The organism is Humibacter ginsenosidimutans (assembly GCF_007859675.1).
Lineage (GTDB): Bacteria > Actinomycetota > Actinomycetes > Actinomycetales > Microbacteriaceae > Humibacter > Humibacter ginsenosidimutans.
This window is the reverse complement of the sequence record NZ_CP042305.1, coordinates 2,478,793-2,505,148: the sequence shown is the minus strand read 5'-3', so window position 1 is coordinate 2,505,148 and position 26,356 is coordinate 2,478,793. Positions and strand designations below refer to the sequence as shown.

General features: G+C 67.8%; 23 protein-coding genes. 12 read left to right on the top strand and 11 right to left on the bottom strand.

Features of this window, described 5'->3' with window-relative positions:
* Positions 1-26 precede the first annotated feature (26 nt).
* From FPZ11_RS11505 to FPZ11_RS11490, 4 genes are all read left to right on the top strand, one after another.
* Positions 27-947: an SPFH domain-containing protein gene (locus FPZ11_RS11505; RefSeq protein ID WP_246846221.1), complete on the top strand. Its 921-nt coding sequence runs from the start codon at positions 27-29 to the stop codon at positions 945-947.
* A 31-nt stretch (positions 948-978) separates the two neighbouring features.
* Complete coding sequence (locus FPZ11_RS11500) at positions 979-1,176, top strand: type II toxin-antitoxin system antitoxin (RefSeq protein WP_146321045.1); 198 nt, start codon at positions 979-981, stop codon at positions 1,174-1,176.
* Between the two features lie 104 nt (positions 1,177-1,280).
* A complete protein-coding gene (locus tag FPZ11_RS11495; protein ID WP_168203808.1) occupies positions 1,281-2,075 on the top strand; it encodes an ABC transporter ATP-binding protein in 795 nt (264 codons plus the stop codon).
* Positions 2,068-2,847, top strand: coding sequence for an ABC transporter permease (locus FPZ11_RS11490; RefSeq protein ID WP_146321041.1), 780 nt, complete (start codon positions 2,068-2,070; stop codon positions 2,845-2,847). The genes FPZ11_RS11495 and FPZ11_RS11490 overlap by 8 nt, the downstream gene beginning before the upstream one ends.
* Positions 2,848-2,967: 120 nt before the next feature.
* Here the strand turns inward: FPZ11_RS11490 and FPZ11_RS11485 are convergent, their stop codons facing one another.
* Complete coding sequence (locus tag FPZ11_RS11485) at positions 2,968-4,401, bottom strand: DUF6421 family protein (protein ID WP_437438598.1); 1,434 nt, start codon at positions 4,399-4,401, stop codon at positions 2,968-2,970.
* Between the two features lie 231 nt (positions 4,402-4,632).
* Entirely contained in the window at positions 4,633-5,571 is a 939-nt protein-coding gene (locus tag FPZ11_RS11480; RefSeq protein WP_146321039.1) for a TolB-like translocation protein, read from the bottom strand.
* Positions 5,572-5,879: 308 nt separating this feature from the next.
* Between FPZ11_RS11480 and FPZ11_RS11475 the strand changes: the two genes are divergently transcribed.
* Together FPZ11_RS11475 and FPZ11_RS11470 are read left to right on the top strand one after the other, a co-directional pair.
* Positions 5,880-6,962 carry a calcium:cation antiporter gene (locus tag FPZ11_RS11475; protein WP_496559534.1) on the top strand — a complete coding sequence of 361 codons (1,083 nt, stop codon included), beginning with the start codon at positions 5,880-5,882 and terminating at the stop codon, positions 6,960-6,962.
* Between the two features lie 457 nt (positions 6,963-7,419).
* On the top strand, positions 7,420-8,304 hold the full coding sequence (locus FPZ11_RS11470) for an aggregation-promoting factor C-terminal-like domain-containing protein (protein ID WP_246846220.1): 885 nt from the start codon (positions 7,420-7,422) through the stop codon (positions 8,302-8,304).
* Between the two features lie 352 nt (positions 8,305-8,656).
* Here FPZ11_RS11470 and FPZ11_RS11465 read toward each other — a convergent pair whose 3' ends face one another.
* Positions 8,657-9,019: a YbjQ family protein gene (locus FPZ11_RS11465; protein WP_246846219.1), complete on the bottom strand. Its 363-nt coding sequence runs from the start codon at positions 9,017-9,019 to the stop codon at positions 8,657-8,659.
* 178 nt (positions 9,020-9,197) lie between these two features.
* Here FPZ11_RS11465 and FPZ11_RS11460 point away from each other — a divergent pair, with 178 nt between their 5' ends.
* The gene (locus FPZ11_RS11460) at positions 9,198-9,986 is read left to right on the top strand and encodes a DNA alkylation repair protein (RefSeq protein ID WP_146321036.1); all 789 of its coding nucleotides are present in this window, start codon (positions 9,198-9,200) and stop codon (positions 9,984-9,986) included.
* Between the two features lie 90 nt (positions 9,987-10,076).
* On the opposite strand, the gene FPZ11_RS11455 is transcribed toward FPZ11_RS11460, so the two are convergent.
* A complete protein-coding gene (locus FPZ11_RS11455) occupies positions 10,077-11,759 on the bottom strand; it encodes a cation:proton antiporter (protein ID WP_146321034.1) in 1,683 nt (560 codons plus the stop codon).
* 109 nt (positions 11,760-11,868) lie between these two features.
* On the opposite strand from FPZ11_RS11455, the gene FPZ11_RS11450 reads away from it, so the two are divergent.
* Positions 11,869-12,501 (top strand): hypothetical protein, encoded by a 633-nt coding sequence (locus FPZ11_RS11450; RefSeq protein WP_146321032.1) that lies wholly within the window; start codon positions 11,869-11,871, stop codon positions 12,499-12,501.
* A gap of 6 nt (positions 12,502-12,507) precedes the next feature.
* On the opposite strand, the gene FPZ11_RS11445 is transcribed toward FPZ11_RS11450, so the two are convergent.
* Complete coding sequence (locus tag FPZ11_RS11445) at positions 12,508-13,176, bottom strand: hypothetical protein (protein WP_146321030.1); 669 nt, start codon at positions 13,174-13,176, stop codon at positions 12,508-12,510.
* 303 nt (positions 13,177-13,479) lie between these two features.
* On the opposite strand from FPZ11_RS11445, the gene FPZ11_RS11440 reads away from it, so the two are divergent.
* Together FPZ11_RS11440 and FPZ11_RS11435 are read left to right on the top strand one after the other, a co-directional pair.
* A complete protein-coding gene (locus tag FPZ11_RS11440; RefSeq protein WP_146321028.1) occupies positions 13,480-14,994 on the top strand; it encodes a PLP-dependent cysteine synthase family protein in 1,515 nt (504 codons plus the stop codon).
* 193 nt (positions 14,995-15,187) lie between these two features.
* Positions 15,188-16,366, top strand: coding sequence for a MalY/PatB family protein (locus tag FPZ11_RS11435; protein WP_246846218.1), 1,179 nt, complete (start codon positions 15,188-15,190; stop codon positions 16,364-16,366).
* A 166-nt stretch (positions 16,367-16,532) separates the two neighbouring features.
* Here FPZ11_RS11435 and FPZ11_RS11430 read toward each other — a convergent pair whose 3' ends face one another.
* From FPZ11_RS11430 to FPZ11_RS11415, 4 genes are all read right to left on the bottom strand, one after another.
* Positions 16,533-17,822: an O-acetylhomoserine aminocarboxypropyltransferase/cysteine synthase family protein gene (locus FPZ11_RS11430; RefSeq protein ID WP_146321024.1), complete on the bottom strand. Its 1,290-nt coding sequence runs from the start codon at positions 17,820-17,822 to the stop codon at positions 16,533-16,535.
* A 218-nt stretch (positions 17,823-18,040) separates the two neighbouring features.
* Positions 18,041-20,578, bottom strand: coding sequence for a DEAD/DEAH box helicase family protein (locus FPZ11_RS11425; protein ID WP_146321022.1), 2,538 nt, complete (start codon positions 20,576-20,578; stop codon positions 18,041-18,043).
* Complete coding sequence (locus FPZ11_RS11420) at positions 20,571-22,238, bottom strand: Eco57I restriction-modification methylase domain-containing protein (RefSeq protein ID WP_146321020.1); 1,668 nt, start codon at positions 22,236-22,238, stop codon at positions 20,571-20,573. The genes FPZ11_RS11425 and FPZ11_RS11420 overlap by 8 nt, the downstream gene beginning before the upstream one ends.
* The gene (locus FPZ11_RS11415) at positions 22,235-22,876 is read right to left on the bottom strand and encodes an N-6 DNA methylase (protein WP_146321018.1); all 642 of its coding nucleotides are present in this window, start codon (positions 22,874-22,876) and stop codon (positions 22,235-22,237) included. Before FPZ11_RS11415 ends, FPZ11_RS11420 begins: the two co-directional genes overlap by 4 nt.
* A 70-nt stretch (positions 22,877-22,946) precedes the next feature.
* On the opposite strand from FPZ11_RS11415, the gene FPZ11_RS11410 reads away from it, so the two are divergent.
* Together FPZ11_RS11410 and FPZ11_RS11405 are read left to right on the top strand one after the other, a co-directional pair.
* Positions 22,947-23,225: a helix-turn-helix domain-containing protein gene (locus FPZ11_RS11410; RefSeq protein ID WP_146321016.1), complete on the top strand. Its 279-nt coding sequence runs from the start codon at positions 22,947-22,949 to the stop codon at positions 23,223-23,225.
* A 207-nt stretch (positions 23,226-23,432) separates the two neighbouring features.
* A complete protein-coding gene (locus FPZ11_RS11405) occupies positions 23,433-24,269 on the top strand; it encodes an SDR family oxidoreductase (protein WP_146321014.1) in 837 nt (278 codons plus the stop codon).
* A gap of 139 nt (positions 24,270-24,408) precedes the next feature.
* On the opposite strand, the gene FPZ11_RS11400 is transcribed toward FPZ11_RS11405, so the two are convergent.
* Together FPZ11_RS11400 and FPZ11_RS11395 are read right to left on the bottom strand one after the other, a co-directional pair.
* A complete protein-coding gene (locus tag FPZ11_RS11400) occupies positions 24,409-25,224 on the bottom strand; it encodes an alpha/beta fold hydrolase (RefSeq protein ID WP_146321013.1) in 816 nt (271 codons plus the stop codon).
* A gap of 87 nt (positions 25,225-25,311) precedes the next feature.
* Positions 25,312-26,163: an exodeoxyribonuclease III gene (locus tag FPZ11_RS11395; RefSeq protein ID WP_146321011.1), complete on the bottom strand. Its 852-nt coding sequence runs from the start codon at positions 26,161-26,163 to the stop codon at positions 25,312-25,314.
* Between the last annotated feature and the right edge of the window lie 193 nt (positions 26,164-26,356).

Below are 26,356 nucleotides of genomic sequence, written 5' to 3'. Positions count from 1 at the left end.
TTAGAATGGCCGGCGGAGGCCCCATCATGGACACAGTCCCGCAGCGCCCGGACGCGGCGCCGTTCACGCACTCCGGCGCGCGCGTGGACATCGAGGAACGTTCGGCTCGCTGCGTCGGAGGCGGCTGGGGTGTGCTCGCGATAGCGGTGCTGCTGGCCATCGGCATCGCCCTGGTCTCCGCAGGGCAGGCGAGGCTCATCGTGTTCCCGGTGGTCGTGATCGTGCTGTTGATCATCCTCGTGCTGCGCTCGCTCGTCATCGTGCAGCCGGGCGAGACCCGGGTGGTGCAGCTGTTCGGGCGATACGTCGGCACGGTTCGCCGGCCGGGAATGTCGTGGGTCGTGCCGTTCTCGACGCGCCGCAAGGTGAGCGTGCGCATCCGCAACTTCGAGACGAAGCGGCTGCGCGTCAATGATGCGGACGGCAATCCCGTCGAGCTCGCCGCCATCGTGGTCTGGCAGGTCAGCGACACGGCCAAGGCGACCTACGCGGTGGATGACTACCTCGACTTCGTCATGGTCCAGGCCGAGTCCGCGCTGCGGCAGATCGCGACTGCCTACCCATACGATGCGTCGGGCGGCGAGGGCATCTCGCTCCGTGACTCGACGGACGTGGTCGCCACAGAGCTCTCCCACGAGGTGACGACCAGGGTCGCTCCTGCCGGAATCGAGATCGTGGAGGTGCGCATCAGCCATCTGGCCTACGCGCCGGAGATCGCCCAGGCGATGCTGCGTCGGCAGCAGGCCGGTGCTGTCGTCCAGGCGCGCTCGCGCATCGTCGAGGGCGCAGTCGGCATGGTGGAGATGGCGCTCGATCGTCTGAACGAGAGCGACTACGTGACGCTCGATGACGAGCGTCGGGCGGCGATGGTGAGCAACCTCATGGTCGTGCTGTGCAGCGACCAGCCCGCCGCTCCGATCGTGAACGCCGGAACCCTGTACTCGTGACGGCGACGGGAACGGACCACGGGGTGAGACGATGAGCACCGAGCGCAAGAACGTGCTGCTGCGGCTCGATCCCGCGGTGCACGAAGCGGTCTCCCGCTGGGCGTCGGCGGAGCTGCGCAGTGTGAACGCGCAGATCGAGATCCTGCTGAGGGATGCCTTGCGCCGGGCGGGCAGGCTGCCGAACGAGGTCGCCCCATTGCCCAGGCGAGGGAGACCGCCGAAGGACTGATCGTGCGCTCGGCCCCGGCCTCCCGCAGCGGGCGGTCCCGCCGGCGCGGGAATCTGAGTGGATTCGAGCGTTCGCCTCGTGCATAAAGTGATATCTTTTTTCGCGTGACAGGGAACCAACCCTCTGCTGCGCCCGCGGTGCCGGCGCTCCAGGTAGGCGATCTGACCGTGACCTACGGCCAGCAGACGGCGGTCGCCGGCGTGAGCCTGCAGATCGAGCGCGGCGAGATCTTCGGGCTGCTGGGTCCGAACGGCGCGGGCAAGACCAGCACCCTCGGCGCGATCGAGGGGCTGGTCAGCCCGCGCTCGGGCACGGTGACGGTCGACGGCATGGATGCCAGACGGCATCCGATCGAGACCAAGGCGCGCCTCGGCGTACAGCTGCAGACCTCGAGCTTTCAGGCCGAGTTGAGCATCGAGCAGATCGCCACGCTCTACGGCGGCCTCTACGGTGTGCGACTGACCAGAGAGCAGATCAGGCAGAGCCTCGACGACATCGGCCTCGGCCAGGAGCGCACCAAGCGGTTCAAGCAGCTCTCCGGCGGCCAGCAACAGCGGCTGGCGCTCTACATCGCGACCATCCACGATCCGCTTCTCCTGCTCCTGGACGAGCCGACGGCGGGCCTCGACCCGCAGTCTCGCAGGGCGCTCTGGTCGCGCATCGAGCAGCTCCGCGATCGCGGCAGCAGCATCCTGCTCACCACGCACTCGATGGAGGAGGCGCAGGCGGTCTGCGATCGCGTCGCGATCATCGACCACGGCGCGCTGCTCACGGTCGGAACGCCGGCCGACCTGATCGCCAAGCATAAGGAGGACCCGCGGGTGCTTGCCGTCGCGCACGGCGACGTCACGCTCGAGGATGTCTTCATCGGACTGACCGGGAGCACCATCCGTGACTGAGACCACCGCTTCGTCCACGCTCGAGCGTCCTCCGATCGGACTCGCGTTGCGATCCCTGCTGCGCGCCGACACGATCGTTCTGCTGCGCAGCCGTGTCGCGACGGTGCTGGCGCTCGTGCTGCCCGTCGCCATCCTCATCGCCACGAGCTTCGCCAGGAACGGCAACAAGCTCGGAGACCCGGCGCTCGTGATCGGCCTCGCCCTCACGCTGGGCCTGCTCACCTCGTGCATGCTCGGCTACAGCCTGAATCTCGCCCGCGACCGCGAGATCGGCGTGCTGCAGCGGCTTCGCGTCACGCCCGCGCCCACCTGGACCATCATGACGAGCCGCATCGCCGTGCAGGTGGTGACCAATCTGGTCGCGTCGCTGATCGTGGTGGTCGTCGGCGTGATCCTGCACGGACTCACCCTGAGCGTCGGCCAGTACCTGCTGGTGGTCGCGATCGCGGCCCTCGGCGCTGCCGTGTTCCTCTCGATCGGGCAGGCGATCGTGGGACTCGTGACGTCGACCGGCGCGGTCAACGCGATCGGACGCATCCTCTTCATCCTTCTCGTGCTGCTCGGCATTCTCGGCGGCACGGGCATTCTCGGCGACACGATCCAGGTGATCGCAGAGTGGTCGCCGGTCGGCGCGCTCATGACGCTGTTCAACGATGCGGTCACCGGATCGGGGTGGACGAGTCAGGACGCCTACTCGCTGCCGGCCTGCATCGGCTACGTCGTCGTGTTCGCGTTCATCGGCATCCGCTGGTTCCGGTGGGAGACGCGCTGAGCGGCGCCCGCCGACACCGCGCAAGTAGTTCCCGTTCCGGACGAATGTCGCCGGCACACCGGACGCATCCGTCCGGAACGGGAACTACTTGCGCAACGGACAGCGGGGCGGGGTGCAGCGTCAGCCCAGCGAGGTGGCCGTGATGCCCTTCGTGGACTCGATGGTGTCGCCCATCTTCTTGTTCAGCGCCTCGTAGAACATCGAGAGCGGGAACTCGTCGTCGAGCACGGCATCCGTGTAGCCCTTCGGCGCGCCGGCGAGCACCTCCTCGGGCAGACCCTTCGCCCAGACGGATGCCGGGTTCGGCGCCAGCACGCCGCTCACGAGCTCGTAGGCGGCGAGCCAGTGCGCCGTCTTCGGGCGGTCGATCGAGCGCCAGTACAGCTCGTTGATGGCGTCGCTGAGCGCGACGACCGCGTCACCGATGGCATCCCAGTCGATGGAGAGCTGCGTGTCGGTCCAGTCGAGCACGTGGTGCTGGTGCAGCCACGCGAACAGCAGCTGCCCGCCGAGGCCGTCGTAGTTGCGCACCCGGGTGCCCGTGATCGGGAACCGGAAGATGCGGTCGAACAGAATCGCGTAGCGCACGAGCGAGGCGTGCTCGAGGATGCTGCGCTGGTCATCCGAAAGCTCCTCCGTCGGCAGCGCGCCGAGGGTCTTCTCCAGCCGGAACGCCTCGCGGTAGGCGGTGAGGTCGCAGCGCAGCTCCTCCAGCGAATAGAGGAAGTACGGCATGCGCTGCTTGATCATGAACGGGTCGAACGGCAGGTCGCCGCGCATGTGCGTGCGGTCGTGGATGATGTCCCACATCACGAACGTCTCCTCGATGAGGTTCTGGTCATCGAGCAGACGAGCCGCGTCCTCCGGCAGGTCGAGCTTCGTGATGTCGGATGCCGCCCGCACGACGACGCGATAGCGCGCGGCCTCGCGGTCCTGGAAGATCGCACCCCAGGTGAAGGTCGGCAGTTCGCGCATGGCGACCGTCTCCGGGAAGAGCACGGCAGAGTTGGTGTCGTAGCCGCTCGTGAAGTCGATGAGCCGCAGCGAGACGAACAGCTTGTTGCCGTAGTCGGTGCGCTCCAGCTCGGCCACGAACTCGGGCCAGATCGTCTCGACGATCAGGGCCTCGATGTGCCGGTCGGTCGAGCCGTTCTGCGTGTACATCGGAAACACGACGAGGTGGCGCAGGCCGTCGACGCGGTGCTGCTGCGGCTGGAACGCGACCAGCGAGTCGTAGAAGTCGGGCACACCGAATCCGTCGTCGGCCCAGCGGGCGAAGTCGCGCTGCAGGGTCTCGAGGTAGTCCGCGTCGTGCGGGAAGAGCGGTGTCAGATCGCGGATCGAGGCGACGATGGTGTCGACGTGGGCGCGGGCATCCGCGTGACGGGCCGCATCCGGAATGGAGCCGTCCTTGATCTGGTCGGCCTGGATGCTCGTGGCTGCGGCCTTGAGCTCGAGCCACGCCGGATCGGTGGCGACATCGGCCAGACGTGCCGTGGCCTCGGCGTCGAGCGTGGTCGCCGCGTGCTCCGCGGTGGGAAGGATGGTTGACACGACAGACCCCCTTGAAGATCGAATGATTGCGTCTCATTCGAGCGTAACGACGGTGTTCGGGGACGAGTTTGCCGAGTTGAGGTCAACCGTTGCGTATTCGGAGAGCGCGGCGCACGTTCGTTGCGTTCACGTTCGCGCTCGCGTGCGGCACGGCGCCGCGGTGCCGCACGGAGCGCCCCGGCCGCGTGGCTTGGTCGCTGCACGCCCGCGCGGATGTGCCGCCGACCGGCCTCAGTCCTTGAGCGGGTACTCCACGTAGGCGAACCGGGTGCCGCCGGGCGACCAGCTCGCGACGTTCATCGTTCCTTGTCCGCCGAACAGCGCGACGAGGTCGGTCGGCTCGCCGCCGTCGGCGTCGATGCGCCGGATGAGCACGTCGTGGTTCTCGGGATGCCCCAGCACGCCGGGCTCGAAACTCACGTACACGAGGTCTCCGCCGCCCGGCGCGACGTGCGGGAACCAGTTGACGCGGTCGTCGAACGTGAGCTGCTGGACGCCCGTCCCGTCGGCCCTGCATCGGAACAGCTGCGCGTGGCCTGGGCGCTCGGACGCGCGCTCGGAATTGAAGTGGATCCACTCGCCGCTCGGGCCGAACTCGGCGCCGTCGTGCGGCTTGTCGGAGAAGGTGAGCTGCGTGTCATCCGCGCCGTCGATGCCGATGGTGAAGACGTTGGTGAGAGCGGGGACGCCCGGACCCGGTACGTCCCCCAGCGGTTCGAGGCCGATGTACGACAGGATGCGCCCGTCTGGCGAGATGCCGTGCAGGTAGTGGTTGAACGGCCGTTCGTGCTCGTGCGTGACCCGACGCGTGACGCCGTCGACGAGCGAGACCTGGTGGATGTGCTTGTCCTCGGCGGAGATGTAGAGGTAGCGGCCGTCTGGCGACAGCACGTGGTCGTTGTTCGAGCTGTCGATGTCTCCGGTGGGCACGAGTTGCACCTCGCCGCCGGTGACCGGCACCCGGTAGATGAGCCCGTCCTGGTTGAAGACGAGCCACTCGTCGCCTGCGCCGCCGGCGCCCGGCCACAGGGGCGAGGCGACCCAGTTCGGTGCCTCGAACACGGCATCCGCGTTCTCGTGCACGACCGTTCGCTCACCGCTGCTCAGGTCGAACACGACGAGTCGGCTGACCCTGCCCTCGGGGAGTGTGCGCCACCGTCGAGTCGCCATGTCGCCTTCGCTTTCTGCTTCGTGGTCCCTTCATTCTGCCCGCGCCGATGCCTCAACCGGCCTCCAACCCCGCCGGTCCACTCCCGGAGCCCACGTCCCGCCGTCCCGCCATCCCCGGTTCACGTCGCGAAATGTGCCCTTATAGCCCGTCAGAGGGGCACATTTCGCGACCGGAACGGAGTGGTTGGCGCCCGGTAGGGAACGGCCGGCCGCAGAGTGCAGCGGGCAGGATGCCTCGGCCTGCGATGATGGAACGGTGACGGCGCTTCGGGGGGATCGGCAGGTGGCTGCCGATCGCGGTGCCCGTGATAGCGGTGATCGCCCTCGTGCTCGCGTGGGGATCCAAGCCGGGCGTGGGCCTCGCGATCGTGCTGGCCGTTGTGCTGATCGCGACAGTGCTCGTCGCCGTGCACCACGCCGAGGTCGTCGCCCACAAGGTGGGCGAGCCGTTCGGGTCGTTGATTCTCGCGATCGCCGTGACCATCATCGAGGTCGGCCTCATCGTGACGCTGTCGGCGGGCGGCGATGAGCACGCGGCGACCCTGGCCCGCGACACCGTGTTCTCGGCGTTCATGATCACGACGACAGGGCTCATCGGGTTGTCGATCCTGATCGGCGCGATGAAGTTCGGTACCGTGCGCTTCAACTCCGAAGGCTCTGGCGCTGCGCTCGCCACGCTCTCGACGCTTGCCGTGCTGTGCCTGGTGCTGCCCGACTTCACCGAGACCTCCGGCCCGCGCTTCTCGCCCTCGCAGCTGGCGTTCGCGGCCATCGCCTCGCTCCTGCTCTATGGACTCTTCGTGGTGACGCAGACCATCTCGCACCGCAGGTTCTTCCTGCCCGTCGACCCCGACATCGAGACCGGAGCGGGACCGATCGCCGAGCCGGTCACCGAAGACGACGACGAAGTGGACGAGCACGGTGAGCCGCCGACGCTCGGCGCCACGCTGGCGAGCCTCGGGCTCCTGCTCGTCTCCCTGGTCGCGGTGGTCGGTCTGGCCAAGCTGGAGTCGCCGTCGATCGAGGGCGGTGTGGTCGCGCTCGGCCTGCCGGAGTCCGTGGTCGGTGTCGTGATCGCGCTCGTCATCCTGCTGCCGGAGAGCATCTCCGCGGTGCGGGCCGCCCAGCGCAACCACATCCAGACCAGCCTCAACCTCGGGCTGGGTTCCGCGATGGCGAGCATCGGGCTCACGATTCCGGCCGTGGCCGTGGCATCCATCTGGATGCCCGGGCAACTGGTGCTCGGACTCGGCGACACGCAGATCGTGCTGCTCGCGCTGTCGATCGTGGTGAGCATCCTCACCGTCGTTCCGGGGCGGGCCACCAAGCTGCAGGGCGGCGTGCACCTGGTGATCTTCGCCGCGTTCCTCTTTCTCTCCGTCTCACCCTGACAAGGCGGTGTCGGCGGCCGATCGAGCGCTTCGGGTCGACTTGCGATTTCGGGGTCAGCGTGATTTGGGGCGCGAAATCCGCGTAGTTCCGCGGAAATCCGGCTCTCAGGGGGCTCGGAGGGCCTGTGCACAGCCCGTCCAGAGCAGGTCAGTACCGTTGCCGGGTCGTCGATTTCGCGTACTCGCACCCCGACACGTGAGGGGTCTGGATGCCGGTTCGGCGGCCGCCCCGACCCGACGGATGCGGTCGATACCGCGTGCGCGGGGCGTTGTGCCGGCGCGTATCCGACGTGCCGTGGCTGCCGCCGTGTTCTGAGCCCTTGTGCTTCAGCGCCCGGCGGTGTGTCGAGCATGGCGTCGTTCCCGGGGTGTCCAACCCGCCCGGATGACCGGACGCCGATGAGCGTCGGGGAGCATCCGCTGCCCGGGAGAGCGTGCGCGCGAAACCGGGATGACGATGCGGGGCAAGCCCGATCATTGGAACCCTTTGACCTTCCTCACGCGTATCACCCCCACCCCCGTTCTCAACACCATCAACTCCCTCTCCGGCAAGGCCGTCGCCCACAAGCGGGCCCTGACCGTCTCGGCCGCCGCCGTTCTCGCGGTGGCCACGGTCGTCACGCCGGTCGTCGTGCAGAGCGCCTACGCCGAGCCCGCCAAGGCGAGCATCAAGACAGCGGCCACCGAGGTCGCCAAGGGCTCCCCGATCGCCCCGATGACCGTCAGCCACAAGGCGGCGCAGGCATCCTTCAACGCGCTTGCGGTGGCCCAGATCACTGCAGAGCAGGTGAAAGGTCGCGCAGACCTCACCCAGCTGGATGCCGCGATCGACGCCCTGCAGAACAACTACTCGTCCGACCCCGGCACGCTGCACACGCTGACCGTGTCTGCTGACGACGCCGTGGTCGACGCCAACAAGGCGGCGATCGCTCACGACGCCGCCGTCGCTGCAGCCCAGAAGGCCGCTGCCGAAGCCGCAGCGCAGAAGGCGGCCGCCGCGCGCGCCGCTGCCGCTGCTCTGGCTCGCGTGAACACACCGTCGGGCGCTCAGGCCGTCGCGCAGTCGATGGCCGCCAGCCGCTACGGCTGGGGCGGCGACCAGTTCTCCTGCCTCGTGAGCCTGTGGAACCGCGAGTCGGGCTGGAACTACCAGGCGTACAACGCGGGCAGCGGTGCCACGGGTATTCCGCAGGCTCTTCCCGGTTCGAAGATGGCGTCCGCAGGCGGCGACTGGGCGACCAACGCCGCCACCCAGATCTCGTGGGGCCTGGGCTACATCGCCGGTTCGTACGGAACCCCCTGCGGCGCCTGGGGCCACTCCCAGTCCTACGGCTGGTACTGACGACTGAGGCGAGAGCCGAGCGAGCTTGCTCGTTCGGCCGAGCCGATGGAGTCAGTTGAGTGCGCAGCGCGATCACTGACGACTGAGGCGAGAGCCGAGCGAGCTTGCTCGTTCGGCCGAGCCGATGGAGTCGGTTGAGTGCGCAGCGCGATCACTGACGACTGAGGCGAGAGCTGAGCGAGCTTGCTCGTTCGGCCGAGCCGATGGAGTCGGTTGAGTGCGCAGCGCGATCACTGACGACTGAGGACGTCCCCGCGGCCAGAGGGCCGCGGGGACGTTCCGCACTCCGAGCGAGCGCGTTCGTGCCGTCGAGTGTGCGGCTTCCCGCCCGCGAGTGTGCGGGTTTCGTGCGTCAGCCGATCGGAGCAGGGGCGGATGCCTGTTGCGCGGCCAGCGGCTCGACGACGACGGCGGTGCCGTAGGCGCAGACCTCGCTGAACGACCCGATCGAGTCGGTGTCGAACCGCATGCCGACGATCGCGTTCGCGCCGCGCTGCACGGCCTCGCCCCACATGCGGTTCATGACCTCGTTGCGGCTCTCGTACATGATCTGCGTGTATTCGGGAATCTCGCCACCGCCCATGGCCCGGAACCCGGCCGTGAACCCCTGGCCGAAGTTGACCGACCGCACCGTCAGCCCCATCACCTCGCCGAGCACCTGGGTGATGCGGTAGCCGGGCAGATCGTTGGTCGTCACCATGAACACGGGCATCATCGTGCCAGATGCTGCGGCCTTCGCACGAGTGGATGCTCTTCTCGTGCCCAGGCGGGCGGCGATCCCGTTCTGCGAGAGTGCGACTTCCGATCGCCGAGAGTGCTCATGCCTGTTCGTGAGAGTGCGGGTTCTGCCACGCGAGGGTGCAGGTTCTGCGGTCGCGCGGTTGACTGGGCCCATGGCATCCGACACGGCCGGCACCGGCACCGTTGACGGGATCACCCGTCTGACAGAGTCCGTTGTCGCGGCACTCGACGCGCGCGCGGACCCCGGCGACGCGGCGTTCCTGCAGGGATTCTTCAAGACCGGACCGGGCGAATACGGCGAGGGCGACGTCTTCATCGGGGTGCGGGTTCCCGCAGTACGTGCCGTCGTGAAGCGCTTCAGCCCGCTGCCGCTCGAGACGATCACCGACCTGCTCCACAGCGGCGTGCACGAGCACCGGCTCGCCGGCCTCGTCGCGCTGAACGCACTGTTCGCCCGGGCCTCCGCCCCGCGCGGTCTCGACGACGACGAGCGCGAGCGGCTCGCCGCCTACTATCTCGGCGCCGTGCGCGCCGGGCAGGTGAACAACTGGGACCTCGTGGATGCCTCCGCCGAGTTCGTGCTCGGTGAATACCTTTACGACAGGCCGCGTTTCGTGCTGTACGAACTCGCGAACTCCGACGACCTGTGGTGGCGTCGCGTCGCGCTGTTGTCGACCTTCGCGTTCATCAAACGCGGCGACGCGTCGACGACGCTGGAGCTGGCATCCGCGGTGCTCGATTCCGGTGACCGCCGTGATCTCACCCAGAAGGCAGTGGGGTGGATGCTCCGCGAGGTCGGCAAGCGCGTCGACCGGTCGCTGCTCGTCGGCTTTCTCGACGCCAACGCCGAGCGCATGCCGGCGACGATGCTCTCGTATGCGACGGAGCACTTCGACGCCGAAGCACGAGCCGCGTATCGGGCGCGTCGCATCCGACGGTAGCGGTCGCGACGGCGGTGGGACCGCACGCTCGCGCAGGGGAAGTCGCACTCTCGGCGACGGGAAGTGACATTGGCGCGGGGCGCGGGGCGGCTACTCCGCGTCGGCGGGCTCGCCGCGCATCTCGATCGCGATCTGCGAGGCGTCGAGGTTCGCGAGGCCGTTCGCGAGGGCATCCGCGTCGAAGGTTCCGTTGTCGCGAGCGTCGAGCAGCGCAGCCCGCTGAGCGTTCAGCACCGCCAAGCGATAGCGCTTCTGCTGCATGAACTGTTCCGGCGTCGGATCGCCGGTGAGCTCCGGCGGCGCCGGCACGGTCTCGCCGCTCGTGCGCAGCAGCTCCATGATGCTGGTGCGCTCACTCGCGTTCTGCTCGTCGACCGCCGCCTGATCCGTCTTGGGTGAGAGCCAACGCACGACCGGCCCGATCGTGCCGCCCTGCACGCTGAGCGACAGCGCGGCGACGACGAACGCGATCAGCACGAGCACCGAGCGGTCGGGGGTGTCGTCGGCCGACAGGGTCTGGGCCGCGGCGACCGTGACGGCGCCGCGCATCCCCGCCCACACGACGATGGTGCCCTCCCGCCAGCCGAGGGGCTGCCGTCGGAAGTACTCGATGTCGGCGAGGCCACGGGTGATGCGGGCGGCGAAGCGCTCCAGGTTCTCTTGCGTGCCCCTGATTCCCGGGCGCGCGTTCATCCTCTCGACGGTCTTCTGCCGGCCCTCTGGAGTTCCGATCCTCTCGTGCATGGCCTGCAACCGGGTCTCAAGCTGGGCGTTGCGCGCCCTGCTGCGCGACAGCACGCCGAGCAGCCCGCTCACGTAGATCGCCCGAACGAGCAGCACGAGCGCGAGGGCGATCACCGCGATCAGCACGGCGGCCCACACGCCCTGGTGATCGCGCTGCACGTTCTCGACGATCGACTTGAGCTGCACGCCCATGGTGAGAAAGACGATGCCCTCGAGCAGCAGCTCGACCGTGCGCCAGTTCTGCGAGTCGGAGAGCCGGTTCTGCGGTGAGAGGTCGCGCGGCGCGCGGATGCCCGTGATGAGCCCGGCGACGACGGCAGCGACGAGACCGGATCCGTACATGAGGGTGACGGGCACCGAGGCCACGAACGGCACGGCGAACGAGATGACGGTGTTCACGGTGGGATCCGTGACGCGCTTGCGCACGATCAGGTTGAGGCGGCCGACGACGAACCCGACCACGACGGCGATCACCACGGAGTACGCGAACGTGCCGACGGTTCCCCAGAACGAGAACGACGCGGCGACGGCGACGATCGCGGTGCGCAGCAGCACGAGTGCGGTGGCGTCGTTCAGCAGGCTCTCGCCGTCGAGGATGGCCACCACGCGTTTCGAGACAGGCGTGCGTTTGATGATCGAGGTGGCGACGGCATCCGTGGGGCTGATGATCGCGCCGAGCGCGACTCCCCACGCGAACCCGACGCCGGGCAGAACGAGCATGAAGAAGAGGCCGAGCACGAGGGCGCTGCCGATGACGAGCAAGACCGAGAGCCCGCCGATGGCTCCGAACTCGCGGCGGAAGTTCATGGCGGGCATCGACACGGCCGACGCGTAGAGCAGGGGCGGGAGGAGTCCTTCGAGAATCCACTCCGGTTCAATGTGCGCCGCGCCGACGAACGGCACGAAGCTCGCCGCGATGCCGATCGCGACGAGCAGCAGCGGCGAGGCGACGCCGAGGCGCGGACCGAGCACCGTCGACGCTGCGATCACCAGGAACGCGAGCACGATCACGACGAGCACTTCGGTCACGAGGTCAGCTTGTCAGGGGTGGGCGCCGATGCGCGACACGGCACTCGGCCGGCAGGCAGATGCGGCGACCCTTGCCCGCGCCGGTGTGCCGGTGCTGTGATGGATGTTCGTGGACCGTGAACGCACCGTGTTGCGGCCGCGACTGGGGCCGGGCATCGCCATCGCGGTATGGGTGCTGGGCGTCGTCAACCTGATCGCCTTCGGCGTGCTGCACGAGTGGGAATCGCTCGTGCGGGCCGTTCCCGTCGTGGCCTTCGTCGCGGTGGCGGTGTGGGTGCTGTTCGGTGTGCCGGCCGTGATCGTCGAACGCACGGCGGTGACCGTCGTGAACCCGGCGCGGAGCATCCGCATCCCGTTCACGAAGATGGTCGACATCGAGCCGAGCTTCTCCCTCGTCTTGCGCACGACGCAGGGGCGGTATCGCGCCTGGGCCGCTCCAGGGGGCGGCCAGCCGTCGAACGAAGCGGAACTGTTGTCGAACGAACAGGTCGCGTCGCACCTTGCCCTGCCCGACGACGGCAGCTTCGAGATGTCGGCGCTCGCGCTCCCAGGGCTCACGAACATGTCGAATGCCGCGATCGCCGCGCTGGCGATCCGGCGAGGCATGCAGGCGGCATCGACGAGCGTCAACGGCGTCGTCCCAGTCGCCGACGATTCTCCGGTGAGCGTGCGCTGGCACCTCGTGTGGCTCGGGGTGCTCGTCGTCCTGCTGGTCGCGAGCGTGGTGGCCCTGGTCGCGTGACCCAGGTCAGGCGGCGTCCGCTGCCTCTCGCGCGGCACCGAACCTGAACACGGCAGCGAGCGCGAGAAGCGCGATCGCCACATAGACCGGCCACAGCTCGAAGAACACCGTCTGGCTCGCGGGCGGGTTCCACGACCCGTCGGGCGTGCTCGGCGACTGCACCATCACGGTGGTCAGTCCGAGCGTGCCGAGCGCGTGCAGCAGCGTCGCGCCCTCGTATCCGACGAACACCACGGCGGCCAGAGCGAGAAGGGCTTTCACGGATGCCGAGGCGAACGGCGTGCCGCGCAGCAGCTGTCGCGCCAGCACCACGAGGCACACGGCGACGCCGATGCCGCACAGCAGGCCGACGAGGTCGCCGGCGCTCGTGAGCACGATGGACGAGGCGGGAACGCCGACCACGGTGCCCTGCGCCTGCGTGAGGTACATCGTCGTTCCCTTCAGCACGGAGGGGCCGCCCGACGCCTCGAAGTTCGTGGGCTGGGGTGCCGGGATGCCCGGGTTCCAGGTCGCCTCGATGCCGGTCGTGCGCTGCGACAGTCTTGAGATCATCGTGATGACGACGCCCACAACCTGCACGGCGCAGACGAGGGCGTAGAGCAGGGACACCCAGAGCACGACGTGCGTCGCCATCGATCGGGTGAACGGCCTGGTGGCATCGGATGCTGTCGGCATGCCCGCGAAGATAGCGGTCGCCGTCGCGTTCGTCCAAGCCCGCGGCGCCGACGCGGTTCGTAACACGACGCGACAGCGGGGGCGTCCTGCCCTGTAATCGAGAGTGGCCGATGTCGGGCACCCAGGTCGGGTCCGCGGTTGGACACGGGTCCGGGCACGGGCACCGGGTATGCGGTTCGGCCGTGTGGTTCTGGTGTGTCAGGCCCGCGGTCCGTGCCCGTGCCGACAGCGGACGCGCTGAGCGACGCGGCCGGCCGGCCCGACGGATGACGCAGGCATCGCACGACGGATGAGGGGGCGAACGTGACGCGCTACGAGACGCTCGCCGACGCTGTCGGGGCGACGCCGCTCATCCGCTTGACCCGTCTCGCCGCGGATGAGCATGGGCCACGCGTGTACGTGAAGCTCGAGGCGGCGAACCCCGCAGGCACGGTGAAGGACCGGGCGGCGCTGTCGATATTGCGGGCAGCGCGCGCCGACGGCTCGCTGCCGCCGGGCGGCGTCGTCGTGACCACCGCGACCGGCGACACGGGCATCGGCGTGGCCGCGCTCGGCGCGCACCTCGGCCACCGTGTGATCGTCTTCGCGCACGCGAGCTCGCCGGCCGCGTGGCAATCGCTGCTGCACGCCTACGGCGCCGAAGTGCGGCTGCTGGATGCCCCGCCGCAGGAACTAGCGCGGCTCGCCTCCCAGCACGCGAACGACACCGCCGACGCGTGGCTGCTCGCCGATGCCGACGATCCGGCCGGTGCTGCCGCGCACGCGGAGACCACCGGCCCCGAGATCTGGACGGACACCGACGGCGCCGTCACGCATCTCGTCGCGGCGATCGGCACCGGTGCACTCCTCTCCGGCGCCGGCGCCTACCTCAAGCGGGTGAGCAACGGACGCGTCGTCGTGGTGGGAGCTGACACGCTGTCGTCGTCGTACAGCGGCGGCGACGGGAGCCGCACCTACATCGAGGGGGTCGGACGTGTCGTGCCCGCCGGCGACCTCGACGAGCGATGGCCGGGCAACCTCGACGCATCGGTGATCGACAGCTGCATCGCGGTCGACGACCGCACGGCGATCGCGACGGTGCGGGCGCTGGCGGCCCGGGAGGGCATCCTCGCCGGCGGATCGAGCGGGGTCGCGCTCGCCGCGGCGCTCGAGCTGGCCGGCGGCCTGAGCAGTGACGACGTGGTGGTGGTCGTGCTGCCGGACTCGGGGCGGCGCGATCCCGGAGCCTACTTCGACGACGGGTGGATGCTCGCCAACGGCTTCGTCGACGACGACACGAGCGGCGTCACGCTGCGTTCGCTCGTGCCGCGGGCGCGCACCCTGCTCGTGCAGCGGGATGCCTCGCCGCATGCCGCGCTCGACGGCCTCACGAAAGCGGGCGCCGCGGCTTCCGACCCCGCGCTCGTCGTCGAGCCGCGGGAACGCGCCCTCGCCCCGCACCCCGAGGACGTCGTCGGCTGGACGACGATCGCCGCGCTGCGGGCCGCGATCGCGGATGAGGTGCGACGTGCCGATGCGGGCCTGGCCGAGCCCGACGGCGCGGGCCGGTCCGAGCCCGTCGAGCCCGTCGCAGACGCCGACAGCCTCACCGTCGCGCACCTGAGTTTTCCGCGTCCGCCGGCGGTCGGCATCGGACTGACCGCCGTCGCGGCGCTCGCTGCCGCCCGCGCGGATCAGCCGGCATGGAGCGCGGTGCTCGTGCTCGATGACGGACGCGTCGCGGGAGTGCTCACGCGAGCCGAGCTCGAGGGGCATGCGCGGGCATCCGGTGCGCGGCTGAGCGAGGCGATCGACGGCTTCGTCGAGCTGGAGGCCTGAGCGGAACTCGTTCTGAGCGAGCCCCGTTCTGAGCCGGCCAGGTTCTGGCAGGCCGCACTCGGTCCGGGACGGCTCCGGTGTCAGGCGTCGGAACGCCACGTCGAGCACGTGTGCGACTCCCGATGACGCGCGAATGGCGGCGGGTACGCGCCTGCGGCTACGGTCGAAGTCTGCACTCAAGAGAAACCACGCCGTGAACCACGTCAGCATCCGTCCCATCGACCGCCTCAGGGCCGAGCGCAACAGCATCAAGTGGCGCCGTTACGAGCCCGACGTTCTGCCGCTGTTCGTGGCGGAGATGGACTTCGACCTCGCGCCCGTGATCGTGGATGCCGTCACGCATGCCCTGCGTTCCGGCGACACCGGTTACCTCGACGACCCCGGCGAGCTGGCGCCCGTCTTCGCGGACTTCGCGCAGCGGTCGTGGGACTGGATCGTGGACGAGGGATGCGTGCACCTGGCCACCGACGTGACCGTCGGGCTCGTCGAGGCGCTGCGTCTGCTCGTGCCTGCTCAGGGCGCCAAGGTCGTGCTGACCCCTCCCGTCTATGCGCCGTTCTACGAGATGGTCGGCGAGGTCAACGGCACCGTCGTCGAGGTGCCGCTGGTGGAGGATGCCGGCTACTCGCTCGATCTCGCAGGCCTCGAGCGCGCGTTCGCCGGCGGCGCGGACGCCATGCTGCTCTGCAACCCGCAGAATCCCACCGGCCGGTGCCACAGCGGCGAGTCGTTGCGGGCGCTCGCCGAGCTCGCCGCGCGGTACGACGTGCCCGTGCTCAGCGACGAGGTGCACGCGCCGCTCGCGCACCCGGGCGCGGTCTTCACGCCGTTCGCACCCATCGCCGCGGCAGCGGGGGCACGTAGCGCGACCGTCACGAGTGCCAGCAAGGCGTGGAACCTCGCCGCGCTCAAGTGCGCCTGGATCGTGGCGGCCGACGCGCGGATGAACGAGGTTCTCGACAGGCTTCCGGAGGAGACGGCGGCGCGCACGAGCATCCTCGGGCTTCATGCCAGCATCGCTGCGCTGAACAACATCGCGTGGCGCGACGAGGCCGTCGAGGTCGTGGCGTCGAACATCGAGCTGCTCACGAACACGCTCGCGGAGCTGGTGCCGGAAGCATCGGTCGTGACCCCGGATGCCGGTTACCTGGTCTGGCTCGACCTGCGCGCGACCGGCCTCGGCGACGACCCTGCGGCGGTGCTGCGCGAGCAGGGTCGGGTGGCGTTCAACTCCGGCCCGACGTTCGGCGCAGGCGGCGCGGGCTTCGTGCGCGCGAACGTGGCCTGCGACCCGTCCACGATCGTGGAGGCCGTGCGCCGTATCGCCTCCGTGGTGGATGCCCGCCGCCCGCTCGCGGTCCCCGCGGGCTGAGAGCGTAGTTCACCCCGAGACGCGCAATCGCGCCGGCTTCTGATTGCCGCGCCGGCTTCTGATTGCCGCGCCAGCTTTTGGCTATAGCGCCAGAAAACATGGCGCGGTAGCCAGAAGCTGGCGCGAGTAGCGACGTTCGACGGTCTGGAACGTCACGCCTCAGCCGTCAGCTCGCAGCCGCGTCGAGCCCTCGCTCGAGGTCGGCGATGATGTCGCGGGCGCTCTCGAGGCCGATCGACAGCCGGATGAGGCCGGGGGTGATGCCCGCATCCAGCCGCTCCTGCTCCGTGAGCTTGAGGTGGATCGTCGATCCCAGGTGAATGGCCAGCGTGCGCACGTCGCCGATGTGCGTCATGGGCGAGATGAGCTGGAGCGCGTCGATGAAGGCGCGCGCGGCATCCCGACCTCCTGCGAGGTCGATCGACACGATCGAGCCGGCGCCGAGCGGCAGATACTTCTGCGCGAGACCGAAGTATGGGTTGGATGCCAGCCCCGGGTAATGCACGGCCGTCACCTCCGCCCGCTGCTCGAGCCACTCAGCGACACGTTGCGCGTTCGCGACGTGACGCTCCATGCGCAGCGACAGCGTCTCGATGCCATGCAGCAGCAGAAGTGTGCTGGTCGGCGGCACCGTAGGCCCGTACTCGAGCACGACGACGGAGCGCAGGTAGGCGCCGAACGCGGCATCCCCGAACCGGTCGACGAACGAGGCCACGCCCGCCCGCGGCTGCTCGGTCAGCTGCGGGAACCGCCCGCTGCCCGCCCAGTCGAACCGCCCGCCGTCGACGACGGCGCCGCCGATCACCGAGCCGTGGCCCGACAGCCACTTCGACGTGGAGTGGATGACGACATCCGCTCCGTGCTCGATCGGACGCTCCAGATAGGGAGTCGGCACCGTGTTGTCGACGACGACCGGCACCCCGTGCGCGTGCGCGATGCCGGCCAGCCGCTCGAGGTCGACGACCTGCCCGAGCGGATTCGGCAGGCTCTCGGTGTAGAGCGCCTTGGTGGTGGGCCGGATGCGTGCGGCCCACTCCTCGTCGCTCGCGTCGTCGGGCACATACTCGGCCTCGATGCCCTGGCGCCTGAGGATGCCGCGGAACATCTCGTTCGTCCCCTCGTACAGCGACCTCGTGACGAGCACGTGATCGCCGACGCCCGCCAGCGCGCTGAGTGCGACGGCGATGGCCGCCTGTCCGCTGGCGACGACGATGCCGTCGACGCCGCCCTCGAGGTCGGCGATGCGCCGCCCGGCGACCACGTTGGTCGGGTTGTCGTTGCGCGAGTACGCCCGCCCGCCACGGCCGGCGAAGCGGTCCTCGCCGTCGTCGAAGCTGTCGAACACGTAGCCGGCCGTCTGGTAGATCGGCGTCACCCGGGCTTGTGCCTCCGCGTCGATCACGCTCCCCGCGTGGATCTGGCGGGTCTCGAAGTCGGGGCGGTGCGTCTCGGACATGGTGAAAACCCTACGGCGGGGTGCGGCCGCGGGCCGCATCGGGTAACGCAGGGTGACGCCCAGCGGCCGCCGCAGCGCTCCCGGGCTCATGCCGCGCTCCCGCGTGCAGTTTTCAGGTCAACACGCCGTAGACCGGGGTGCTGTGGCGCTGAAGGTGCCCGTGAGCCTGAATCGTGCCCGCCGCTCGTGCGCCCACGCCCGGCGGCTCGGAGTGTGTCCTACGCCTCGATCCCGACCACCGTGTCGTATAGCCCGTATTGCCGGAGGTCCTCGTGCGACTGGATGCCCGTGTACGACAGCGACGCATCCTCGTAGCGGCGGAACGCGAAGATCGCCTGGTTCATGTGGGCGGCGTTGAACACGCCGAGCGAGACGAGAAGGTCGAAGTCCTCGACGGTGAGGCCGGTGACGGCCTTGAAGAGCCCCGGCTCGAGCTTCTGAATGACGTCGTGCAGCGTGTTCTCGCGATAGTCCGTGAGGTACATGAAGGCCGGGATGCGCGTGGCGAACTTGATCAGCTTCTCCTGGATCGCCTTGCGGCCCTTCTTGAGCTCCTTCTCCTCGTCCGAGAGCTCCTTCTTCTCTGCGGACGTGATCGCCTCGCCCTTGGACTTCTTCGTCTCCGACACGGCCTCGGACTTGTTGACGACGGTCTCGAAGATGGATGCGCCGAGCGCGCGGAATCCCTCGATCTTCATGACCGCATCCATGGCCGCCTGGTTGTCCATGATCTTCTTCAGCGTGAGGTTGTCCACGTTGACGAGGATGGCGGACTGCCACTTGCGTGCGAGCAGCGTGGCCGAAGTGCCCGACATGGCGATGTCGAGGATGTCGCCGGCATCGACGGGATGCATGTTCAGTCCGTCGTAGGCCAGCACCGGCAGGAAGTTGACCAGCTCTTCCACGGCGCGCTCGGGGTTCGACTCCTCGGGCGCGAGCCCGATCGCGTAGTCGCTGATCTGCCGCAGCGCGCGCGTCGGCGCGAAGTCGAACACGAAGCAGACCGGCTTGAGGATCTCCTCCTCATTCGGGTCGTCGCCGTTCGGATTCTTGATCGACCACGGCGACTGCACCCGGAACGCGGCCTGGAAGTAGGTCTCCGGTGCCTTCAGGTTGCGCAGCATCAGAATGGACGACCACTGCGGCACGGTGACCCCGGTGGTGAGCTTGCCGACCGTGAGGGTGATGGTCTTGGTGTCGAAGCCGTTGCCGATCGCTTTGCGAACCGGCGGCAGGGCATCCAGACCGATGCCGATGCCCGGCGCCGAGACGTTGACGACGGTGTAGTCGTGCCAGAACACGTTCTGCTTCTCGGCGAGCAGATTCACCATCGCGGCGCAGGATGCCTGGCGCGGCAGCATCCAGAGCGAGTGCTGCAGGTAGGGCAGCAGTCGCACGTCCGAGTACGGGAACGGTGGCCGGGTGCCGGCTTTCTGCGCGTCGACCTGCGTAGGCAGGTAGGAGCCGCGGATGATGTCGAGCCACTTCTGCACGTCATCCTTGTGCACGAACTCGGCGCCCGCGCCCGTGCCTTTGGCCTCGAAGAACGTGTTGAGGTCGAACTCGTCGAGCTCGCCGTCGGTGGCGATGGAGACGAGCTCGTCGGGCATCTGGTACGTCAGGAGTCGCATCTCCGGCAACGCCGCGTACGGATTCCACTTTCCGGGATGCTCCGGCCCGAACTTCGCCTTTGCACTCTGTTCATCGGTGTAGGTCCAGTTGAAGATCTGCTCTTCGATGAAGCGCCCGGTGGCGAGAGCCTTGAACGGCGTGCCCGAGAGGTAGAGATATGCGCCCGCCTGGATGGGGACGAACGCGTCCTCGTCGCTGTGCAGCTCTTCGAGCTCATCGGCGAAGGTCTCGAGCTCGGAGCCGAACTCCTGCTCGATCTCCTTCTTCTTCGAGGTGTCGTCCTCGCCCTCGAACAGCTCCTTGGCGGTGTCGCGCCAGGCGCCGAAGTGGTACTCGTCGAAGACCACGAGGTCCCAATGAAGCTGCTTGAGCCACTCGTGCTTCGCCTTGAAGTTGCCTGCCTTGTCACGGCCGAGCAGATCCTGGAACGAGCCGAAGAACACGAGCGGATGCTCCGGATCGGCCTTCTGCGGATTCCCGCCCGCCTCCCGTGAGACGTACTGCCAGCCGTCGAAGTCGACGTGCGACTCGAGGTCGGTCTTCCAGGCATCCTCGACTGCGGGCTTGAACGTGACGACGAGGATGCGCTTCGCCTTCATCCGCTTGGCCAGCTGGTAGGCAGTGAACGTCTTGCCGAACCTCATCTTGGCGTTCCAGAGGAACTCGGGAACGGCGTCTTCGTTCTCTGCCCAGATCGAGCGATAGTACTTGTGGGTCGCCTCGACCGCGTGCTTCTGCTCTGCGCGCATCGGGAAGTCTTCGTGGTGCGTGCCCGTGAACGCTTTGCCCGTGCGCAGTTCGGCGACGGCGGTCTTCACGTCGTCGACGGTGCAGCGCATCCACTCGAGGTCGACGTTCTCGAACCCCTTCTGCACGAGCCGGTCGCGCACGTCGAAGTCGCGGAAGAACGTGCCGTCGTCGCGCACCGCGGACTCGTCGACCTCGATCGTGTAATTCTTGATCGTCGCGGTCTTGAGCTGCTGCGCGACCCGGATCTTCACGTCCTGCGTGGTCTGGCCCACCTTGAGCTGGCCATGGTGGGCGTCGTCGTGGATGGCGTACGCGTAGATGCGAAGCGGCGAATCGGGCTTCGGTGCGAAGACCTCGGAGGCGGGCTCAGGCATCGGTGGAATCCATAGGTCGCACCATGCTTTCGATGAACGCTACTTCCTCTTTAACGATGTTGTACTTTGCATACAGCTCTTCATCTGACCACGGCTTTGAGAAATCTTGCGTCGGGACGAATTCGTATACTTTCTTTGTCGCGTTCTGAGAGGGCTTCTTCTGGAGCACCATGAATCGGAAGAGGCGGGTCGATATGTAGGAGATGACATTGAGACATTCCTTTTCGTCTTCGAATGGACCTATCGCGAGGTATGTTTCCGTCGCTGCGGTCCCGGGAGCGCCCACGAACGGCCGTCCTAGAATGGAATGTGGGAAAGAGTCACTGCCGCTTGCAAGGAAGGGAATGAACACTTTCCATTGGTCTATGAGTTCGCTTGCGCGGGTGATGTGACGTCGTGATGTCCGCGATTGGCTACCAGCTTGATAGACGATGATCTCGCCAAGTTTTTCTCCACGGAAGGTGCTTGGCAGCCCGAATGGACGCCGCACGCTCACCAACTCGGCAAATCGTCTCCCTTGGGGCGGGAAAAGACTGTCTCCCTTTGCAGCATTCTCGAATCCGGCTACCTTCCTCAGGATGGGCAGCGCTTCGTTGTATCGGATGAAGACGTCCGATCCTTTTTCGAGGAGTGGTCGCGTGGCAGTTGAAATTGCCGCACCCTTATCGTAAGTCGTCACAGTGACTTCCCCTGGGTTATCACGAGCCCAGAGCCAATAAGCGATTCCGCCTTTGATCTGGGTACCCGGGAACACGTCATTGGAGTCCGGATAATCGTCGATTACACGAAGCCGATCATCTTCTAGCATTGATCCGCGGAACTCGTCGAGGCCCTTTCCGCCAGAAAACCAGCGCGCTGGCGTAACCATGCTCAGGTACTTGGGCTCGAGATATTTCGCTTGCGTTACGAAGAGATGGTAAAGCGGCCCAGCGCTCGTGCCGGACCCACCCCCATCATTCAGTTGATACGGCGGGTTTCCGATGATGACGTCGAACTGCATGCTGTCTCCGAACAGCTCGGTGATCCGAGCCTTGATGTCGTCGGTGTGGATGAACGCGTAGGCGTGCGACTCGAGCCCGGACTCTCGCGAGTAGGCTGCCTCGGACGCGCCGCAGTACTCGCACCTACCAGTGCCCGGAATGTCGATGACGATCTCGTCCTGCGCCGTCGGCTCCACGCGGCGTTCACGCTTTCGCCCTACCCACGTGTGCTCGGTGCGCTCGAACCAGATGTTCCCCCAGTCGCGATCGAACGATGTCGCGATCGAGTGTGGCCCGTTCGCCCACTTGGAGCAGTACACGCTCCGTCTGGCAAGCAGCGCGGTCAGCTCGGTGATCCCGATGCCGAACACCTGCTTCGTGAGGATGTGGTCCACGCGCGACTGGAGGTCGGGCATCCACTTCTCGAGGCCATCGGTGAGCCGCGAGACGATCTCACGCAGGAACACCCCCGACTTCGTGAACGGATCGAGGAACGTGACCTTAGGGTCCGCCCAGATGTTGGCGCCGTTGTTCGAGCCGGCCCAGGCGTCCGCGAGCGTATCGAGCATGCGATTCGCGAACTCGGGCGGCGTGAAGACCTCGTCGTTCGAGAGGTTCGCGATACACGTGAGAACGTCCGGGTTGTGACGGGCGAGTGCGAGCGGGGACTGCATGCTCATGCTGCGAGCTCCTGCACGGTCATCGGCGGATACGTGCGGGAGGGCACGAAGATCTCGTGCTCCTCGAAGGCCTCGAAGAGCGTTCCTTGGAATGAGCCGCGCTCAGTGAGGTTGCTGTAGCCGAAGTCGCGTCGCTGGTATTTGCCGCGGCCGAGATAGCCCCATTCGGGGAACGTGATCGGCGCGCCCGTGGCATCAGTCATCTGCAATGCGTCGCCCTGCACGATGTTCGCCGCGAGCACCGTGGATGCCGCGCGCGCCCAGACATCCGACGGCTCGGCCCCGACGAACTGCGTGAACACCGCCAGCAGGTTCTCGCGGCACTCGGCGGCGTTGTCGGCCAGCAGTTCGATGCCGTAGACGCACATCAGCGCAAAGAGTGCATAGTGCCGTTTCTCGAAGTCGCTGCGCCCATGGCGCGCCTGCACGGCCGCGAGCTTGCGCTGCAGGATCGGCACCAAGAAGTTGCCCGACCCGCACGCGGGCTCCAGGAAGCGCGAGTCGATCCGTTCCGTCTCCGGCTTGACCAGGTCGAGCATGTCGTTCACCAGCCAGGACGGGGTGAAGACCTCACCGTGATCTGCGACGCGTTGCTTCGACTTGACCAGGCGCTCGGGTGGCGTGGTCTCTGTCGACATGTTCTGAGCGTACAAGTACCCGGTGACATGCACCCTGGCACCAGTGTTGGGGTGAAGCGAATCTGAGTGGATGTCTCGTGTCGCCTCGGATGCCGCCGCCCACATCGGCGCACTCATCGCGGAGCAGCGCAAGCGCCAGGGCATGACGCAGGATCAGGTCGCCGTGCTCAGCGGAATCGACTCGTCGAACGTGCGCGCCTACGAGACGGGTCGGTCGATGCCGAACATCCAGTCGCTCGTGCGAGTTGCGGATGCTCTCGGTGTGCATCCGGGCGAGCTGCTGGACGGGCTCAAGCCCGAGATGTTCGCGGTGAACGGTAGCGACGGTCGACGGCGCTCAGCCGGTTAGAAATGCCGGGGCGAGCACCCTGCTGGTCACCGACCGAGCCGTCGCCGCGAACGCACAGCACGCCTATGGCCCGCAGCGGTGCAGGATATACGGCCGGCCGACCCCATATCCGACGCGGTGCATCACATATCCTGCAGCGCCGCGAGCTGCCCCGCTGCGGGAGGCTCCGCGCAACCACCCCCGCGCCGACCCGCGACAATAGAACGCATGGCACGAACGGTTCGGGGCGCACGCATCCTCATCACCGGCGCCGCCAGCGGCATGGGGCGGCTCTACGCCGAGCGGGCCGTGTTGGAGGGCGCGAAGTCGGTGATCCTGTGGGACGTCGACAAGGCATCCCTCGACGAGGTCGCCACGGTTCTGCGCCAGGTCGCGGAGAAAGGCACCGCCGTCTACACGTACGCGGTCGACCTCGCCGAGCTGGGCGCGATCGCGCAGGCCGCGCACCGCGTGCGCAGGCACGCCGGCGACCCCGACATCATCATCAACAACGCCGGCATCGTGCGTGGCGCCCTCTTCTGGGAGCACGACAACGGCGACGACACCCGCAAGATCATGCAGGTCAACGCGCTCGCACCGATGTACGTGACGCGCGAGTTCCTGCCCGGCATGATCGCGGATGCCTACCGCGCGAAGCGCATCGTCAACATCGCGTCGGCCGCTGGGCTGCTCTCGAATCCGCGCATGAGCGTGTACGCGGCATCCAAGTGGGCCATGATCGGCTGGAGCGACTCGCTGCGGCTCGAGCTCCAGCGCGAGGACCACTCCAACGTCAAGGTCACCACGATCGCCCCGAGCTACATCGACACGGGCATGTTCGAGGGCGCGCGCGGCCCGCTGCTCACCCCGATCATGAAGCCCGATTACGTGGTCGATCGGGTGTGGGATGCCATGCTCGCCGGCCGCCCGATGCTCATGCTCCCGAAGTCGGTCGGCCTCGCGAAGGCGCTGAAGGGCATCCTGCCGACCAGGGCATGGGATGCCATCGCCGGCCCCGTCTTCGGCGTCTACTCCTCGATGGACGACTTCGTCGGCCGCCGCTGACGCGACTTCGGCGACCATCCCGCATGTGCGGCGGTTGAACCATGCCATCGGGCGATTGCGCCAGCACTCGGCTGTTGCGCCGGAAAACCTGGCGCAAGAGCCGAGAACTGGCGCAGCAGCGCGGCCGGAGTCTTCTTGCTCAGAGCCCGTGCTTCGCGAGCCAGCCCCGCAGCACGTCGGCGAACTCGCGTGGATGCTCCACGCTCGGCAGCCGTGCCGTGTCGCTGAAGATGTATCCCTCGGCCCGCGGCGCCGCGGAGACGAGGAACTGCTGCGCCGCGAGCTCCGGCGACAGGTCGTACTCGCCGACGGTCGCGAGCAGCGGCACCTGCAGATCGACGATGCGCTCGTACGCCGACGGCTCCTCGGGGATCGACACCGGCGACTCCGAGCGCCGCGCCGCGTTGGGCCGGTTGAGCGCGTAGGCGGTCGCGACGAATTCCGGGTCGAGCCTGTTTTCGTCGCGCAGCGGGCCGATCACCGAGAGCGACGTCTCGAGGCGGCCGAAACGCTCCCAGTCCTCGTCTTCGTATGCGTCGTCGAGGGCGTCGCACGCGGCATCCTCTGCGTCGGTGAGCTCGGTGTCGGGGAACCCGCTCGGCCGCGAGCCCACCGTCATCACCCCGGTCACGAACTCCGGCCGCGACAGTGCAAGGTCGAGCCCGATGCGTCCGCCGCGCGACGACCCGACCACGCAGGCCTCCGCGACGCCAAGATGCTCGAGCACGTCGACCGCGTCGGCGCGATCGCTGAAGGCCACGTCGTCACTTCGAGTCGCGCCGTAGCCGCGGGTGTCGAACCGCACCACGAAGTGGTCCGCAGCGAGGTCGGCGACGATCGGGTCCCACATGCGCAGGGTGGCGCATCCAGCGTGCACGAGCAGCAGCGCCGGAGCGGATGCCGGCCCCTCCGCCTCGTAGTACAGCTCGGCCCCCGGCACGCTCAGGTGTGGCATGGTCTCGAGCCTACGGCCGCCCGGATGCCACGGCCAGGGTGCCGCTCGGCGACGCCCCGTTGCTCCCCGAGCAACCCGCGACGGCGGTCAGCCGAAGATCATCGGCCGGTCTTCGTCTTGCTCGTCGTCGTGCAGCGCCACGTCGAGGTCGACCAGCACGGGCACGTGGTCGCTCGGCGCCTCTCCCTTGCGCTCGTTGCGATGGATGCCCGCATGCGTCACGAGCTCGGCGAACGGCTGCGACCCCATGATGAAGTCGATGCGCATGCCCTCGTTGCGCGGAAAACGCAGCTGCTTGTAGTCCCAGTACGTGAAGCCCTCCGGCTGGTACGGACGCACGACGTCGGTGAGGCCGAGGGCCTCGAATTCCTCGAACGCCTGGCGCTCGGGTACCGAGACGTGAGTCGAGACCCCCTCGACGACCGTCGGGTCGCCGTTGTCGGCATCCGTCGGCGCGATGTTCCAGTCGCCCATCAGCGCGAGCGGCTGGTCGGGGTTCTCGGCGAGCCAGCTGCGGGTGTCAGCAGCAAGAGTCCCGAGCCAGTCGAGTTTGTAGGTGTAGTGCGGGTCATCGAGCCCACGGCCGTTGGGCACGTAGAGGCTCCAGAGGCGGATGCCCGCCACCGTCACGCCCAGCGCGCGAGCCTCCAGCGGCAGGTCGTCGTCCTCCCGGCCCTTTGCGAAGCCCGGCATGCCGTCGAAGGAGGTCACGACATCCTCGAGGGGAATGCGCGAGGCGAAGGCGACGCCGTTCCACTGGTTGAGTCCGTGGATGGCCAGCTCGTAGCCCGCCTCCTCGAACGGCTCACGAGGAAACTGCTCCGGCTTGCACTTGATCTCCTGCATGGCGAGCACGTCAACGTCTTCGCGCACCAGCCAGTCCACGGTGCGGCCCACACGGGCGCGGATGGAGTTGACGTTCCAGGTGGCCACACGCATGCCGCCAATCTATCGAAGGCGTCCGACAAGACAGTTGGGACATGTCGCCGTGTGTGCGCGTGCTGCGCGCGCGTGCTGTTCGTGCTCGCTGCGTCGCCCGAACTGCCGTGCTGGAAATCGGAACTTTGCCCCGGCACGCCGGAGAAGGTATCCACGCATCGGCGCGTCGGGCCAAAGTTCCGATTTCCGGCAC

Coding starts and splice junctions, on each gene's coding strand:
- FPZ11_RS11505 (WP_246846221.1), top strand. CDS start 27: ATGGACACAGTCCCGCAGCGCCCGGACGCGGCGCCGTTCACGCACTCC.
- FPZ11_RS11500 (WP_146321045.1), top strand. CDS start 979: ATGAGCACCGAGCGCAAGAACGTGCTGCTGCGGCTCGATCCCGCGGTG.
- FPZ11_RS11480 (WP_146321039.1), bottom strand. CDS start 5,571: ATGGCGACTCGACGGTGGCGCACACTCCCCGAGGGCAGGGTCAGCCGA.
- FPZ11_RS11470 (WP_246846220.1), top strand. CDS start 7,420: ATGCGGGGCAAGCCCGATCATTGGAACCCTTTGACCTTCCTCACGCGT.
- FPZ11_RS11465 (WP_246846219.1), bottom strand. CDS start 9,019: ATGATGCCCGTGTTCATGGTGACGACCAACGATCTGCCCGGCTACCGC.
- FPZ11_RS11460 (WP_146321036.1), top strand. CDS start 9,198: ATGGCATCCGACACGGCCGGCACCGGCACCGTTGACGGGATCACCCGT.
- FPZ11_RS11445 (WP_146321030.1), bottom strand. CDS start 13,176: ATGCCGACAGCATCCGATGCCACCAGGCCGTTCACCCGATCGATGGCG.
- FPZ11_RS11430 (WP_146321024.1), bottom strand. CDS start 17,822: ATGTCCGAGACGCACCGCCCCGACTTCGAGACCCGCCAGATCCACGCG.
- FPZ11_RS11425 (WP_146321022.1), bottom strand. CDS start 20,578: ATGCCTGAGCCCGCCTCCGAGGTCTTCGCACCGAAGCCCGATTCGCCG.
- FPZ11_RS11420 (WP_146321020.1), bottom strand. CDS start 22,238: ATGAGCATGCAGTCCCCGCTCGCACTCGCCCGTCACAACCCGGACGTT.
- FPZ11_RS11415 (WP_146321018.1), bottom strand. CDS start 22,876: ATGTCGACAGAGACCACGCCACCCGAGCGCCTGGTCAAGTCGAAGCAA.
- FPZ11_RS11410 (WP_146321016.1), top strand. CDS start 22,947: ATGTCTCGTGTCGCCTCGGATGCCGCCGCCCACATCGGCGCACTCATC.
- FPZ11_RS11405 (WP_146321014.1), top strand. CDS start 23,433: ATGGCACGAACGGTTCGGGGCGCACGCATCCTCATCACCGGCGCCGCC.
- FPZ11_RS11400 (WP_146321013.1), bottom strand. CDS start 25,224: ATGCCACACCTGAGCGTGCCGGGGGCCGAGCTGTACTACGAGGCGGAG.
- FPZ11_RS11395 (WP_146321011.1), bottom strand. CDS start 26,163: ATGCGTGTGGCCACCTGGAACGTCAACTCCATCCGCGCCCGTGTGGGC.